Consider the following 13,229-nt stretch of genomic DNA (forward strand, 5'->3'; position numbering starts at 1 on the left):
TATTTAAATAGGCCCCTTTAAGAATTTAGCAAATAAGAAAACCGCCAGGAGAATTTGATCTCCTAGCGGTTTTCTACTTGTGCAGCTTACTTTTTACCTACAAAAAAGGAAACGACTGCAACTAAAATTACAGCACCGATAATTGATGGAAATAATGCCATACCGGCAACTTGTGGTCCCCAACTTCCTAGAAGTGATTGACCGATTGATGAACCGACAAGACCCGCAATAATATTGAAAATCCAGCCCATCGATTTACCTTTACTCGTGATTGCCCCGGCAATTGCACCGATAACACCACCTACGATTAAAACCCATAACCAATGCATAATGTGACCTCCTTATTTTTAAAAGTGCAGCGACCTTGCGAAACTAGATAACCTCTAGGGCAACGAACACGTACTTTTAAATAGAATAACTACAAAAATGATTACTTTATTATGCTAACAGATTATCGACTTTCTTGCGAAAGAAATGCATTTTACATTTGCTTTATATCATTTTTTTATCACTTTATCTTCATTCCATCTATTCCTGTCTTCACTACTATACTTTTTTGTATTATTTTATAAAACAAAAAAAGCTAGAATCCAAATGGATTCTAGCTTGAAATTTAATCTTAAAAAGATTATTTTACTGTTACTGAAGCGCCAACTTCTTCTAAAGCAGCTTTTAAAGCTTCTGCTTCATCTTTAGAAACGCCTTCTTTAACTGGTGCAGGAGCGCCATCAACTACAGCTTTAGCTTCTTTCAAGCCAAGACCAGTTGCTTCACGAACTGCTTTGATAACTTTAACTTTTTGATCTCCAGCTGCAGTTAATTCTACAGTGAATTCAGTTTGTTCTTCGCCAGCTGCTGCTGCAGGGCCTGCTGCTGCTACAGGAGCTGCTGCAGATACGTCAAATTTTTCTTCAATAGCTTTTACTAAGTCGTTTAATTCTAAAATAGTTGCGCCTTCTAATTCTGCAACAATGTTTTCAATGTTCAATGCCATTATGGTTTCCTCCGTTTTAATAATTCATTATTTTTAGTTTAGTTTATTGCTAAGCTGCAATTATGCAACTTCTTCTTCTTTTTCTGCCACTGCTTTGACAGCGTAAGCCACTTGTCTGACTGGCGCTTGTAATACAGATAATAGCATAGAAAGTAGTCCATCGCGACTTGGAAGTTTTGCTAAAGATGTCATTTCTTCTACTGAAGATACTTTACCTTCAATAACGCCACCTTTGATTTCCAATGCTTTGGCAGTACTTGCAAATTCGTCGATGATTTTAGCAGGTGCTACTACATCGTCGTTACTGAAAGCGACTGCTGTAGGGCCTGTAAATACTTCGTCCATCCCTTCTAATCCAGCTTTTTTAGCTGCACGTGAAAGAATAGAGTTTTTGATAACTTTCATTTCAACATTTGCATCACGCAATTGTTTACGTAAGTTAGTCACTTCTTCTACAGTTAAACCACGGTAGTCAACGATGACTACAGAAGCTGCTGCTTGGAACTTAGCTGTTGCTTCTTCGACTAGGGTTTCTTTTTTAGCGATTGCTGCTTCACTCATTTATTTTCACCTCCTGATGATTGATGGGTAGAGCTTATTGTTGTGATTAAAGATAAGTACAGGCTCGCTCTGCTCGTAATGATTCTACAGTCGCTTTGCTCCTCTAGTACTGTTCAACATCAATTTTTTATAAAAATTGTGTTTCACAGCAAAAACTCCATGCCACCGTTGACATAGAGGGACTTAATTGTATGTATCAACAATTGTCCTCGGTAGGAAATTAAGACTTGCGTCACCTACTGTCTTCGGTACAGTTAATTATTAACCTCAACTACCTTACCATGAGAAAGGTAGTTGAGTCAATAATTTTTTTACTTATTTCCATTACTTTAAGCAACTTGAGCTACTTTTCTTTTGATCTAGTTCCATAGACCTGACTGCTCGGCAAATAGATAAACTTAATTTGCTCACAATCTAACCGGTCTATTACACTTTTATAATTAGAAAGAAGCTTGGTCAACGTGGATTCCAGGTCCAAATGTTGTTGTTACTGAAATATTTTTAATATATTGACCTTTTGCTGCTGATGGTTTAGCTTTCAACAATACATCGTTGATTGTATTGAAGTTTTCTAGTAATTTTTCATTATCAAATGAAACTTTACCGATTGGTACGTGGATGTTTCCAGCTTTGTCAACACGGTACGTTACTTTACCAGCTTTTACTTCGTTAACAGCTTTTGTTACGTCCATTGTTACAGTACCAGTTTTAGGGTTAGGCATAAGACCTTTAGGACCTAAGACACGACCTAATTTACCAACTTCAGCCATCATGTCTGGAGTTGCTACAACTACGTCAAAGCCAAACCAGCCGCCTTGGATTTTTTGAACCATGTCTGCATCGCCTACGTAATCAGCGCCAGCAGCTTCTGCTTCTTTCGCTTTTTCGCCTTTAGCGAAAACTAAAACGCTTTGTGTTTTACCAGTTCCGTTAGGTAATACTACTGCACCACGGATTTGTTGGTCTGCTTTTTTAGGGTCTACATTTAAACGGTAAGCAACTTCAACAGTTGCGTCGAATTTTGCAATATTTGTCTCTTTAGCCAAAGCGATTGCTTCTGCTACAGGGTAAACTTTTGTTGCTTCAACTTTTTTTAATGCATCTTGCATTTTTTTGCTTTTTTTAGCCATTTTGTTTCCTCCTTGATTGTGGTTATAACGGTCGAACCTCCCACGTAATTCATATCTTTGAATATGAAATAAACTGAGAAGCTACTTCTTTGGGTTCTATTAGAATAAAAATTATCCTACAGTGATTCCCATGCTTCTTGCAGTTCCTTCAACCATGCGCATAGCCGCTTCAACGTCTGCTGCGTTTAGGTCTGCCATTTTAAGTTCAGCGATTTCTTTTACTTGATCTTTCGTAACATTCGCTACTTTAGTTTTGTTTGGCTCACCAGAACCTTTTTCGATTTTTGCAGCTTTTTTCAATAATACTGCGGCTGGTGGTGTTTTAGTAATGAATGTAAATGAACGATCTTCATATACAGAGATTACTACTGGAATGATCAAACCAGCTTGATCAGCTGTACGAGCGTTGAATTCTTTAGTGAATCCCATAATGTTGATACCCGCTTGACCTAATGCTGGACCTACTGGTGGAGCTGGTGTTGCTTTACCTGCAGGAATTTGCAATTTAACTAATTTTTCTACTTTTTTTGCCACGAGACATACCTCCTTGAGTCCGTGATGTGGTTAATTGGAGATGAAGATTTCTCCTCCCACGTCATTCTTTGACGAATCAAAGAAAACCTGTGCACAAAAATGCACACTTGAATAGTATACTCTGCTTCTGATTAAATTTCAATACCCTTTCACTCTTTTTATCCTTTGTTTTTGCAATTGAAATGAGAAAAAGATAAGTTTTTCTCGCATTTTTATTACGCTTCTAGTTTCTTCTCCATAATTATGATAGACTTTCGTTAGAAAAATCCTGATTTTAAATCAAAGGACAGGTGAAATAACCAATGGAAAATTTACGTTATAGAAGTGTTTTTGACATTATCGGTCCCGTTATGATTGGACCAAGTAGTTCTCATACTGCTGGTGCTGCCCGAATTGGTAAGATTGTCCGTAGTATTTTTGGCGAACAACCAGAAACAGTAGATATTTATTTATATGAATCTTTTGCAAAAACCTATCGAGGTCACGGTACAGACATCGCCTTAGTTGGTGGTCTTCTCGATATGGAGCCTGATGATGAGCGCCTTGCTGATTCTTTAAAAATCGCCCATGAACGGGATATGGAAGTCCTATTTGTGCCTCTTAAAGAAAAGGCTGAGCATCCAAATTCAGTCAAATTGCTGGTTTCTAAAGGAGATCGAAAACTTTCTGTCACTGGTATTTCGATTGGCGGCGGAAATATTCAAATTTCGGAGTTAAACGGTTTTAAGATTTCACTGACGATGGGAACCCCAACCTTTATTATCGTACACCAAGATGTCCCAGGAATGATCGCCAAAGTCACTAATCTGCTCTCTGATACAGATATCAATATTGGTACTATGACTGTGACCCGTGAATCAAAAGGGGAAAAAGCTATCATGATCATCGAGATCGACCATGCGGATATTGGTGATATCACGATGAAGTTAGTACAGATTCCTCATATTTATAGTGTAAATTATTTTGATTAATTTAAATTAAAGGAGCAAACTAGTTATGTTTCTATCTATAGAAGAATTAGTGCAACAAGCGGCAAATTTTCCATCAGTTGCTGAATTGATGATCGCAACTGAGATTGAAAACCATGGCCATAGTAGAGAACGAATCATTGAAACCATGGAACGAAATCTGGCTGTTATGAAGCAATCGATCGAAGAAGGTGTGGATGGCGTAACTTCAGTCACGGGTATTACTGGTGGCGATGCAGTGCGCATGAATGACTATATTCAAGCAGGAAATTTTTTAAGCGGTGAAACAATTTTAATCGCGGTCAGAAATGCGGTTGCAGTCAATGAAGTCAATGCAAACATGGGCTTGATCTGTGCAACGCCCACTGCTGGAAGTGCTGGAGTCGTCCCTGGTGTGTTGATGGCAGCAATTGAAAAGTTACAGCTGACTCATGAACAGCAATTAGATTTCTTGTTTACAGCGGGCGCTTTTGGTCTGGTCATTGCAAATAATTCCTCAATCAGTGGAGCTGAAGGCGGCTGCCAAGCCGAAGTAGGTTCAGCTAGTGCAATGGCAAGTGCTGCTTTAGTTTGTGCAGCTGGTGGTACTGCTGATCAAGCGGCTCAAGCAATTGCGATTACTTTAAAAAATATGATGGGGTTGATTTGTGATCCTGTGGCAGGACTTGTTGAAGTTCCCTGTGTAAAACGAAATGCATTAGGATCATCGCAAGCTTTTATTTCAGCAGACATGGCCTTGGCTGGCATCCGTAGTGTGATACCACCAGATGAAGTTGTCGCTGCAATGTATCAAGTTGGTCGTCAAATGCCGCAGATTTTTAAAGAAACAGCTGAAGGTGGCTTAGCCGTAACACCAACTGCTCAACGATTAGCAAAAGAAATCTTGAATAATCAAACTGAGAATTCAACGAAATAAGAAAAAGAACAGCCACTAAAATTCTGATATTTTAGCGGCCGTTCTTTTTTAATCTATTTTTGGTTGCAATAATGTGGTGATGCCAATTCGATTATATAGATTGATCGTCCCAATCAATACCAACAATTCACCAATTTCTTTTTCATTGTAATATTGCTGTAGTTCTTGATAGGTCTTATCACTTACACCACCATGATGGATCAGCGTGATTTCCTTCGTAAAAGCTAGAACTACACGTTCTTCTGCTGTATAAAAAACGGCTTCTTCCCAGGCCACTAATCCAATGACTCTTTGTAATGTCTCTCCTTTTGACAAGGCATCTTTTGAATGCATATCAATACAAAAGACACAGCCGTTTAATTGAGAAGCATAGATTTTGATCAGTTCCTGTAGGCTTTCACTGATACTGCCAGTTTTTCCAATTTGATCTAGTTCAGCAATTTTTTGATAAGCTGTACTATTTTCTTTTGGTAATAAAAATCTTGTTTTGCTCATTTTATGATCCCCTTTGATCTATATTTGTTGTTACACTTATAAGACCAATCAGTAGTATAAAACGTGACAGCATTTATAAAATATTTTTCAACTTATCAGGATTGTTAATAATAAAAATATGTTGGATTTTCGTTTTCTCTTGGTTTAGTCCTAAAAATAAGATACTTTTCAATTGGTTTTGCTCTTTAATAAAGAGACAAGGTTGTTGATAAATCTCACCGATAACACGTTCATCGCCAAAAAAATCGTGTGGCATAACACCATTTAAAAAAGTAAGGATCCGAGTTGCTTTGATCAAAGTTCTTAGCGGTGCACGACGTTTTTGACCACCATCAATCGACATTTTCGCTTCAGTGGTTAAATAACCCAACAACGGTGCTAAATCCCCACTTTCGATACTGAAGTTGAACAGATCAATAAATTTTTGGTTTTCAGCTTGGCTAGTATTGTCCACAGAAATATCGTTATCCTTAACAGCATTCTTAGCTCGACTTAATAGCTTGCGACTATTTTCAGCTGTAATATCCAACAATTCTCCAATTTCCTTATGAGAATAGGCAAACACTTCTTTCATCAGAAAAACCACACGTTCTTGCGGAGTCAATTGTTCTAAAACAACTAATAAAGCATAAGTGATTTTTTCTTTGCCAATCAAAGGATCTTCTGAATGTTCTATTTCTGGTTCCGGAATCCATGGTCCGTAATAATCCACACGCTGAACTTGGGCAGAGTTCAGGTAATTGATTGAGCGATTAACAACTAGCTTGGATAAAAAAGCTTGGGGATTTTTTATCAACGTAAGATCCTGTTCCAACCACTTCAACTGAACTTCTTGTAAAATATCTTCTGCTTCTTCTTTAGAGTGGCAGATTTGATAAGCAATTGAATAGAGTAAAATATTGAATTTTTCAAAAATCAAAATAGCTTCATCCATTATTGGACTTCCTCATTTCAAGTAATCATTGTTTTGTACATACAACTTGTACCTTATTATAGTTGGGATTGTGATTCAATACAATGTTGAAAGAAATACTAAAAAAATACCATCTCCTTCAGTAGTGAAAGAAATGGTATTTTTAGTTGATCTTAAAATGCTTCAATTTCAGCTAATGTTGGCATTCCAGTTTGGGCGCCCAACTTAGTGATTGAGAGAGTAGCACCTTTGCCAGAGAGTTTGATTGCCTCTGAAATTTCCATTCCCTTGGCTAGACAGGCAGCTAAAATCCCATTAAAAGTATCCCCAGCCCCCGTTGTATCCACAATCGCAACTTTTTCTGCTGGAATAGTCACAACGTTACTCTCAGTTGTATAGGAAATTCCATCACCGCCGCGAGTGACAATCAGCTGTGTGTGATTCGCTTGTGACCAGTTCAACATTTCCTGTTCAAATTGATCAGCATGCGCGATCGAATGCCCTAATAGCCCTTCAAATTCTGTTTCATTTGGCGTAATAATATCCACAAACGGTAGCATCTCAACAACTTTTTCATTATACGGAGCAGGATTTAAAATCGTGATTGCTCCTTTGTTTTTGGCATACTTCAAACCATTTTTCACAGTCGTTACTGGAATTTCCAACTGTGTTAAAAGAACATCTTGCGCATTTACTTTTTTGTTTAATTCATTCGTGACATCAGTCAAAAGCATATTAGCACCTGGTAAAACAACAATTGCATTGTCTTCTTTTAACTTGAAAATCGATGCTACACCTGTAAATATGTTTTTTTCAAACGTTACTGCATTCACATCAATGTGCTCTTTTTCTAAGTGCTTGTACACCTTTGAGCCAAATGTATCATCACCGATTTTCCCAATCAAGGAAACCTCAGCTCCTACTCTGGAAGCTGCAACTGCTTGATTAGCGCCTTTGCCACCAACATAATAATCGATGGTCTCTCCTAGCAGTGTTTCTCCAACCTTTGGTAACCGATCTGTTTCCATGACCATATCCATATTGATACTGCCTAAAACTATTACTTTTTTCATCGCGGACTCTCCTTACTTATATTTTCTTCAAATACTTATAGAAAGAACCCAGATGCTCTCTTTCAACTTCAGTGTATGCTGAAATTTTTTCAAAACCATGCTTTTTAAAAAAATGTTGCATGTTGAGATTGGAGTGATTTGTACTTGAATAAATATGTTTCCCATTTTTTTCTTTTATACTATTTATTATATCATTCAGTAAGTTTGATGCATAACCATTAGATAAATAGTTAGGATCGGTGGCGATACGTCTTAAAATATAGGTATCTTGATCCAAAATATCTACGGTAGCCACCGCCACTATCTGACCATCATCAACTAGTTTGTACAAACATTGCACAGCGATATCCTGTTGAACAATTTGTTCATTAGGATAATCGTTCGTCCACTGGTAAACCTCTGTTTGATGCATATATTGTTTTGCTGCTTCATACAAATCATTGATTTCTAGACAGTCGATTGCTTCAGCTAACATTATTTTCATTTAGACTCATCTCCGAAAAAGTGCAGTTCAGCTCCTACAATTCACATTAATACGGTAGTAACAGAATCGATAATACAATCACAGAAATGATCCCGATAATGGTAGGCACACTAGTCCTTTTTAAAATACGAACTGGACTTACTCCAACAGTTGATGCAACTATCATCACAACTGCTGCTACCGGTGAGATTGTTCTTGCTAAATTTGCAATCATTTGCATTGGTAAAGAAATCAAAATCCCGTCAATTCCCGCTTTGGCTGCAATATCAGGAATCAATTCGATTACTGCATAAAACATCGCTAAACCGCCGCCGCTTAAAATTCCGAACAGCGTAGTAGCACCGCTAAAGATCAATGTTGTGACTAATCCAGCGGAAGCTGATGATTCCACAGATGCCATCAAATTGTCAATGATTCCTAGGGACTGCACAGCAGTTGTAAATAATGAACCACCAACCACTAACATAACAACTTGACTAAACCCTTGTCCCATTCCTTTAAACATTTCCGCAGCAGAATCTTGAATTTTTTTATAAGAACGATGTCTAATTGTTTCAAACGCAACAGCAATGAAAAACGAAATAAATGTTAAAACAAAGATATCCATTTGGATTCCTTTAACAAACATACTTGTGATTCCAACTACTAGAATCAAGATCAGCGGCAACAATGGCAATAGAGCATAAATTTTTGGTGTATCTGATTCTTCTTGTTTTACTAAGCCATCATCTTCGATTGCAACAAAAGCTGAAGCGCCTTCTTTTTTATCACAATATTTTTGCCAGAAGTAATGAGTTAACGCCATAATCAATAATGTTGGGATCGAGATTCGTGCATTCCACGCAACATAAGTCAATAGATCGTACCCTAACGTTTCAGCAGCAATCACGTTATCTGCTCCAAGTGGTGTCGGCATAATTGTTGCTGTCATTGCGATCACACCTGCAGCTGTCAATGAGGAAATCCCCATACTAGCTAACATTGGATACAATATCGCCATCAAAATAATCGCTAAACTAGATGCGCTTGGCACTACTAAGGACATTAAATTGCCAACTAAAAATACAAGAGGAACAAACAACGCTTTTGATTTGATTTTTTGTAGCGGCTTCACTAAAATATTGACCGCTACCTGATTGGCTCCGATCACGTTCATATAACCAGAGTAACCAAATAAAATCATGATCACAATTCCGGCTGAGCTAACTTGAGCAATGATCGTATCTTTAAATTTTAAAAAGATATCAAAAAAAGCTAAGCCAGTTCCTTCTCCCGCTGGATACAACGGATGACCTAATAAAACAGCAAACAATAACAAAATCAATGCTCCGCTGATCAAACTTAGAGCAGGATGATAATTTTTGATAATCAAATAGGCAACAAGAGCTAAAACAACTAATACTAATAATGACTCAATCATAGTATGTCTCCCTTTTTAATTTATTTTTTCTAAATTTGAAACAACCCACTTTTGAAATGCTGGAATGTCAATATCTAAACAGACTGTTGCATTTGTTGTATTGTGATATTTCATTTTCAAGTCGGCAACCGTAGCACCAGCTGCTGGACCTTCTAAAGCGATTTCAACAAAGGTTTCTTGAACAGTAAATAAAGTAGGATCAGTTAAATAGGCAATGGCGCAAACGTCGTGCATTTTTAATCCTGTCTGTAAACTCCCTCCACGATAATGCTGGAACAGTGAGTAAAACATATTGCCGACTTTGCCAAATTCTTTGATTTTTTCAGTTTCATTTTTTGTTAGCACCGCTGTACTTGTAACGTCTAGACCAACCATCACGATCGGGATATCTGATTGAAAAACGATTTGAGCAGCATGGGGATCTACGTATGTGTTAAATTCTGCACTTGTATTGGTATTTCCTCTAGATAATGAACCGCCCATCATAACGATTTCTTTGATATTTTGTTTCGTTTCTGGATACATACTTAGCAGTAATGCGATATTGGTTAATGCTGCGATAGGAACCAACGTGATCGGCTCTGCACTAGAAAGTATGCATTCTTTCATTGCCTCTACTGCATGGATATCAAGCGCATTTACTGTAGCTTGTGGGAAATCATAGCCATCCATCCCACTTTCACCATGAATTTCAGCAGAATCTTCAAGTTGAATCAACAAGGGTTTATCACACCCTTTAGCAACAGGCACTTGTTTTCCAAAAAATGTTACTAATTTCAATGTGTTCTCAGTTGTTTTGTGTACGTTTACATTTCCAGCAACGGTTGTAAGCAACTTAACGTCTAATTCTGGGTGATTAAGAGCGATTGATAACGCTACTGCGTCGTCTATTCCTGGGTCTGTGTCAATAATGATCGGTCGTTTTTCTTTCACCATAAAGCCTTCCTCCTTCTTAGGTTAAGCGCATTACCAAAATAATATAAAAAAATACCTTTTCAATAATCAAAAAAGCATTTTTTAGATTAATCGCTTAACCTATCTGTCTATTATGATAGCGTTTTATTTTTAGTTAGTCAACTACTATTTTATTTTTTTAACACTTTCACCTTTAAATAGGCTTGGCTTCAAAATAATCGTCTCAGTTCTTTTCTTGTGTTTTGTCAGCCTCTCTTTCAATAGAGTAACTGCTTGTTCTGTTAACGCAAAGATATTTTGCTCCACTGTTGCTAAGGAAAGGCCTAAAATATCTGCCATTTCTAAGCGGTCATAGCCAATGATCGAAAGATCTGCTGGAATTGCTTTACCACTGACCAAGGCCTGCTTTAATACACCAAAGGCAACCATATCATTCGCTGTAAGTACAGCCGTCACATCTGACAATAAAAACAGTTCTTGGGCTTTTTCCATACCATATTTAAAGCGATAGCCTGTTTCAATAATATACTCTTCTCTCACTTCTAAACCATAACTTTGGAGTGCTTCTCGATAGCCTTCAATACGATCAAGTGTACTGGGAACTTTAAAATCTCCTGTCATAAAGGCAATATTTTGATGACCACTTTCAAGAAGATATTCCGTTGCAAGCTTACCGCCTGCTAGGCTGTCAAAATAAACTTGATTGATCCCAGTGAAAGAGACATGCCTATCTACTAAAATAAATGGCGCATCGATCTCTTTCAAGAATCGTTCTTGTTCCTCTTTGGATGAAAAAGACTCATTTGATAAAGCAATGATCAATCCGTCAACACCGCGATTTAACAACATTTGTATCAAATTTTTTTCTACGGCAAAATCATCATTTGAATTGACAATAATCGTTAAATAACCCAATGCTCTAAATTGTTCTTCTAATTGTTTACATAGTTTAGAAAAGAACGGATTTTCAATATCTGGAATAACAACGCCTATGGTTTGAGAAGCATTTTTTGCTAGACTTTGCGCAGCTATATTCGGAACATAGTTCAATTCCTTAGCGATTGTTTTGATTTCTTGTTTCTTTTTTTCAGAAATTCTAGAAGGCTTATCATTTAAAACTAAAGAAACCGCAGCTTCAGATACATTAGCCATTTTTGCAATATCTTTCATTCTAACTTTCATGACTCTCTCCTTTTCAATCCGGCCAAGGTAAAAGCAGATTCCGTTAAGAGCCACTTTTATCTGACCGTTCTATTTCTTAGTTCCACAAAAAATCTGTAACAAGCTGATCAACTTCGGTATTTTCATGTAATGCGCTGTGCTGCGCTGATTTTCCGTAAAAAATCTTCTCTTCTACTTGATTGCCATGAGCCTTAAACAATGAAACAACACTTAACGCATCTGCTACTGGAACAGCTTCATCACTTAAACTACCATCTTGCACGTCTCCTGCGATAAGCAATACGTCCATTGTAACTGGTACTTTGTCGATGCCGCTGACATAATCAGCGTATCTTTCACTTTGAATTGCTGGTCCATTCGTGATGACCGCTTCAAGTGTCTCTCCATTTGATAATTCCACAAAGTTATTGAATGGCGCTGCTATCCCAACAAATTTATTGATTTTAGGTAGGCTCGGGTCATCACCATAAGTTGATAAAAATCGTAACGAACTGGCTCCTCCCATGGAATGTCCCACAAGATTGACTTGCGTTACCTTATAAGTCTCACGAAGATAGATTAAACAATTTTTGATCCACTCAGCCTGATTCCATTCATTATTTTTATTGTCTTCAAACAGAACTTGAATGCTGGGATTATCTTTTTTACCCGTTAGTTTCCCTTTTGCTTGAATGGAGCCTTCAGCGCTAACAGTCAAGACTAATTCTTTTTTCGTACGATCATTCTTTTCTATCCGTTTGATCATACGGCCAAAGGAATTATTACCACCGCTATATCCATGAATAAATAATGTTGGTACAGCTGTTTTTTGAATGGTTTCACTTGTTGTTGACTTTTTATGATCTTGTTGCTTTTCATTTTGAGCTCCTTTTTTACCAGTGCAACCAACAAACACTAGCAAGAGACAGATAATTACGAATAAATAATGCTGCTTTTTCTTCATTTTACCACCTTTTCAAGCTTCGCTATAGTATAAGAGAGCAGGTCAAAACTAGTGTTTAGTTTTGCTCCACTCTCTATATGCCAAAACAGACATGTCTTAGCGTTCTATTTTTTTAGATTGAATCTACTTGTTCAAAGTCTAATTCTGTACTTGTTTCACGACCGAACATGTCGATATTCACTTTTAATTTTTGGCGTTCTTCGTCTACCTCAGTTACTTCACCTTCAAGACCAGAAAAGGCCCCTTCGATGATGCGGACTGTGTCGCCTAGTGCAACATCCAAATCAGATTGACGCGTGCTCATACCGATTGAACGCAAGATATGATTGATTTCTTCTTGTAATAAAGGAGCTGGTTTACTTCCGGCTCCATGTGAGCCGACAAACCCAGTAACACCTGGTGTATTACGGACTACATACCAAGAATCATCTGTCATCGTCATTTCCACCAAAACATAACCTGGGAAAGTTTTATGAACGATCTCTTTTGATTTACCATTTTTTACTTCTGTTTCAGTTTCTTCTGGAACAACGACGCGGAAAATAAAATCTCCCATGCCCATGCTTTGTGCACGTGATTCAATGTTTGCTTTTACTTTGTTTTCATAGCCAGAGTATGTATGTAATACATACCAATTCTTTTCAAATGATTCCATTTTTGATTCGGCTCCTTTGGTTTATTAGTTGGTTGAAATAATACTT

The 13,229-nt window shown here is 37.4% G+C and carries 16 protein-coding genes and 1 other annotated feature; of the genes, 2 read left to right on the plus strand and 14 right to left on the minus strand.

Annotated elements, in window-relative coordinates:
* Positions 1–86: 86 nt before the first annotated feature.
* The 5 genes from ATZ35_RS00635 to rplK form a co-directional block, all read right to left on the minus strand.
* The gene (locus tag ATZ35_RS00635; RefSeq protein WP_176271410.1) at positions 87–329 is read right to left on the minus strand and encodes a GlsB/YeaQ/YmgE family stress response membrane protein; all 243 of its coding nucleotides are present in this window, start codon (positions 327–329) and stop codon (positions 87–89) included.
* Between the two features lie 299 nt (positions 330–628).
* Entirely contained in the window at positions 629–994 is a 366-nt protein-coding gene (gene rplL, locus ATZ35_RS00640) for a 50S ribosomal protein L7/L12 (protein ID WP_086278784.1), read from the minus strand.
* 60 nt (positions 995–1,054) lie between these two features.
* Entirely contained in the window at positions 1,055–1,555 is a 501-nt protein-coding gene (gene rplJ / locus ATZ35_RS00645) for a 50S ribosomal protein L10 (RefSeq protein ID WP_208928462.1), read from the minus strand.
* Positions 1,556–1,694: 139 nt separating this feature from the next.
* Positions 1,695–1,822, minus strand: a sequence feature (ribosomal protein L10 leader region).
* 173 nt (positions 1,823–1,995) lie between these two features.
* Positions 1,996–2,685: a 50S ribosomal protein L1 gene (gene rplA / locus ATZ35_RS00650; RefSeq protein ID WP_086278782.1), complete on the minus strand. Its 690-nt coding sequence runs from the start codon at positions 2,683–2,685 to the stop codon at positions 1,996–1,998.
* Between the two features lie 111 nt (positions 2,686–2,796).
* Complete coding sequence (rplK, locus tag ATZ35_RS00655) at positions 2,797–3,219, minus strand: 50S ribosomal protein L11 (RefSeq protein ID WP_010765779.1); 423 nt, start codon at positions 3,217–3,219, stop codon at positions 2,797–2,799.
* A gap of 302 nt (positions 3,220–3,521) precedes the next feature.
* Between rplK and sdaAB the strand changes: the two genes are divergently transcribed.
* Positions 3,522–4,190, plus strand: a complete 669-nt coding sequence (gene sdaAB, locus ATZ35_RS00660) for an L-serine ammonia-lyase, iron-sulfur-dependent subunit beta (RefSeq protein WP_086278781.1) — start codon at positions 3,522–3,524, stop codon at positions 4,188–4,190.
* A gap of 25 nt (positions 4,191–4,215) precedes the next feature.
* On the plus strand, positions 4,216–5,103 hold the full coding sequence (gene sdaAA, locus ATZ35_RS00665) for an L-serine ammonia-lyase, iron-sulfur-dependent, subunit alpha (protein ID WP_208928468.1): 888 nt from the start codon (positions 4,216–4,218) through the stop codon (positions 5,101–5,103).
* Between the two features lie 48 nt (positions 5,104–5,151).
* Here sdaAA and ATZ35_RS00670 read toward each other — a convergent pair whose 3' ends face one another.
* The 9 genes from ATZ35_RS00670 to nusG all read right to left on the minus strand — a co-directional run bounded on the left by ATZ35_RS00670 (position 5,152) and on the right by nusG (position 13,183).
* Entirely contained in the window at positions 5,152–5,598 is a 447-nt protein-coding gene (locus ATZ35_RS00670) for a carboxymuconolactone decarboxylase family protein (protein ID WP_208928471.1), read from the minus strand.
* A 73-nt stretch (positions 5,599–5,671) separates the two neighbouring features.
* Complete coding sequence (locus ATZ35_RS00675) at positions 5,672–6,532, minus strand: sigma-70 family RNA polymerase sigma factor (RefSeq protein ID WP_208928474.1); 861 nt, start codon at positions 6,530–6,532, stop codon at positions 5,672–5,674.
* A gap of 152 nt (positions 6,533–6,684) precedes the next feature.
* Entirely contained in the window at positions 6,685–7,584 is a 900-nt protein-coding gene (rbsK, locus tag ATZ35_RS00680; protein WP_208928476.1) for a ribokinase, read from the minus strand.
* Between the two features lie 16 nt (positions 7,585–7,600).
* Positions 7,601–8,068: a GNAT family N-acetyltransferase gene (locus tag ATZ35_RS00685; RefSeq protein ID WP_208928478.1), complete on the minus strand. Its 468-nt coding sequence runs from the start codon at positions 8,066–8,068 to the stop codon at positions 7,601–7,603.
* A 46-nt stretch (positions 8,069–8,114) separates the two neighbouring features.
* On the minus strand, positions 8,115–9,488 hold the full coding sequence (gene dcuC, locus ATZ35_RS00690) for a C4-dicarboxylate transporter DcuC (RefSeq protein WP_208928480.1): 1,374 nt from the start codon (positions 9,486–9,488) through the stop codon (positions 8,115–8,117).
* Positions 9,489–9,503: 15 nt separating this feature from the next.
* Complete coding sequence (gene rihC / locus ATZ35_RS00695; RefSeq protein ID WP_208928482.1) at positions 9,504–10,424, minus strand: ribonucleoside hydrolase RihC; 921 nt, start codon at positions 10,422–10,424, stop codon at positions 9,504–9,506.
* Positions 10,425–10,568: 144 nt separating this feature from the next.
* Positions 10,569–11,585, minus strand: a complete 1,017-nt coding sequence (locus ATZ35_RS00700; RefSeq protein ID WP_208928484.1) for a LacI family DNA-binding transcriptional regulator — start codon at positions 11,583–11,585, stop codon at positions 10,569–10,571.
* Positions 11,586–11,661: 76 nt separating this feature from the next.
* Positions 11,662–12,528, minus strand: a complete 867-nt coding sequence (locus tag ATZ35_RS00705; protein ID WP_208928486.1) for an alpha/beta fold hydrolase — start codon at positions 12,526–12,528, stop codon at positions 11,662–11,664.
* A 112-nt stretch (positions 12,529–12,640) separates the two neighbouring features.
* A complete protein-coding gene (gene nusG / locus ATZ35_RS00710; protein WP_010773265.1) occupies positions 12,641–13,183 on the minus strand; it encodes a transcription termination/antitermination protein NusG in 543 nt (180 codons plus the stop codon).
* Positions 13,184–13,229: the final 46 nt, after the last annotated feature.

Source organism: Enterococcus rotai (assembly GCF_001465345.1).
Lineage (GTDB): Bacteria > Bacillota > Bacilli > Lactobacillales > Enterococcaceae > Enterococcus_L > Enterococcus_L rotai.

Excerpts from the sequence above, each read along its gene's own strand:
- ATZ35_RS00635 (WP_176271410.1), bottom strand. The coding sequence starts at position 329 with ATGCATTGGTTATGGGTTTTAATCGTAGGTGGTGTTATCGGTGCAATT.
- ATZ35_RS00685 (WP_208928478.1), bottom strand. The coding sequence starts at position 8,068 with ATGAAAATAATGTTAGCTGAAGCAATCGACTGTCTAGAAATCAATGAT.
- ATZ35_RS00700 (WP_208928484.1), bottom strand. The coding sequence starts at position 11,585 with ATGAAAGTTAGAATGAAAGATATTGCAAAAATGGCTAATGTATCTGAA.
- rbsK (WP_208928476.1), bottom strand. The coding sequence starts at position 7,584 with ATGAAAAAAGTAATAGTTTTAGGCAGTATCAATATGGATATGGTCATG.
- ATZ35_RS00675 (WP_208928474.1), bottom strand. The coding sequence starts at position 6,532 with ATGGATGAAGCTATTTTGATTTTTGAAAAATTCAATATTTTACTCTAT.
- nusG (WP_010773265.1), bottom strand. The coding sequence starts at position 13,183 with ATGGAATCATTTGAAAAGAATTGGTATGTATTACATACATACTCTGGC.
- rplL (WP_086278784.1), bottom strand. The coding sequence starts at position 994 with ATGGCATTGAACATTGAAAACATTGTTGCAGAATTAGAAGGCGCAACT.
- rihC (WP_208928482.1), bottom strand. The coding sequence starts at position 10,424 with ATGGTGAAAGAAAAACGACCGATCATTATTGACACAGACCCAGGAATA.
- ATZ35_RS00705 (WP_208928486.1), bottom strand. The coding sequence starts at position 12,528 with ATGAAGAAAAAGCAGCATTATTTATTCGTAATTATCTGTCTCTTGCTA.
- rplJ (WP_208928462.1), bottom strand. The coding sequence starts at position 1,555 with ATGAGTGAAGCAGCAATCGCTAAAAAAGAAACCCTAGTCGAAGAAGCA.
- sdaAA (WP_208928468.1), top strand. The coding sequence starts at position 4,216 with ATGTTTCTATCTATAGAAGAATTAGTGCAACAAGCGGCAAATTTTCCA.
- dcuC (WP_208928480.1), bottom strand. The coding sequence starts at position 9,488 with ATGATTGAGTCATTATTAGTATTAGTTGTTTTAGCTCTTGTTGCCTAT.
- ATZ35_RS00670 (WP_208928471.1), bottom strand. The coding sequence starts at position 5,598 with ATGAGCAAAACAAGATTTTTATTACCAAAAGAAAATAGTACAGCTTAT.
- rplA (WP_086278782.1), bottom strand. The coding sequence starts at position 2,685 with ATGGCTAAAAAAAGCAAAAAAATGCAAGATGCATTAAAAAAAGTTGAA.
- sdaAB (WP_086278781.1), top strand. The coding sequence starts at position 3,522 with ATGGAAAATTTACGTTATAGAAGTGTTTTTGACATTATCGGTCCCGTT.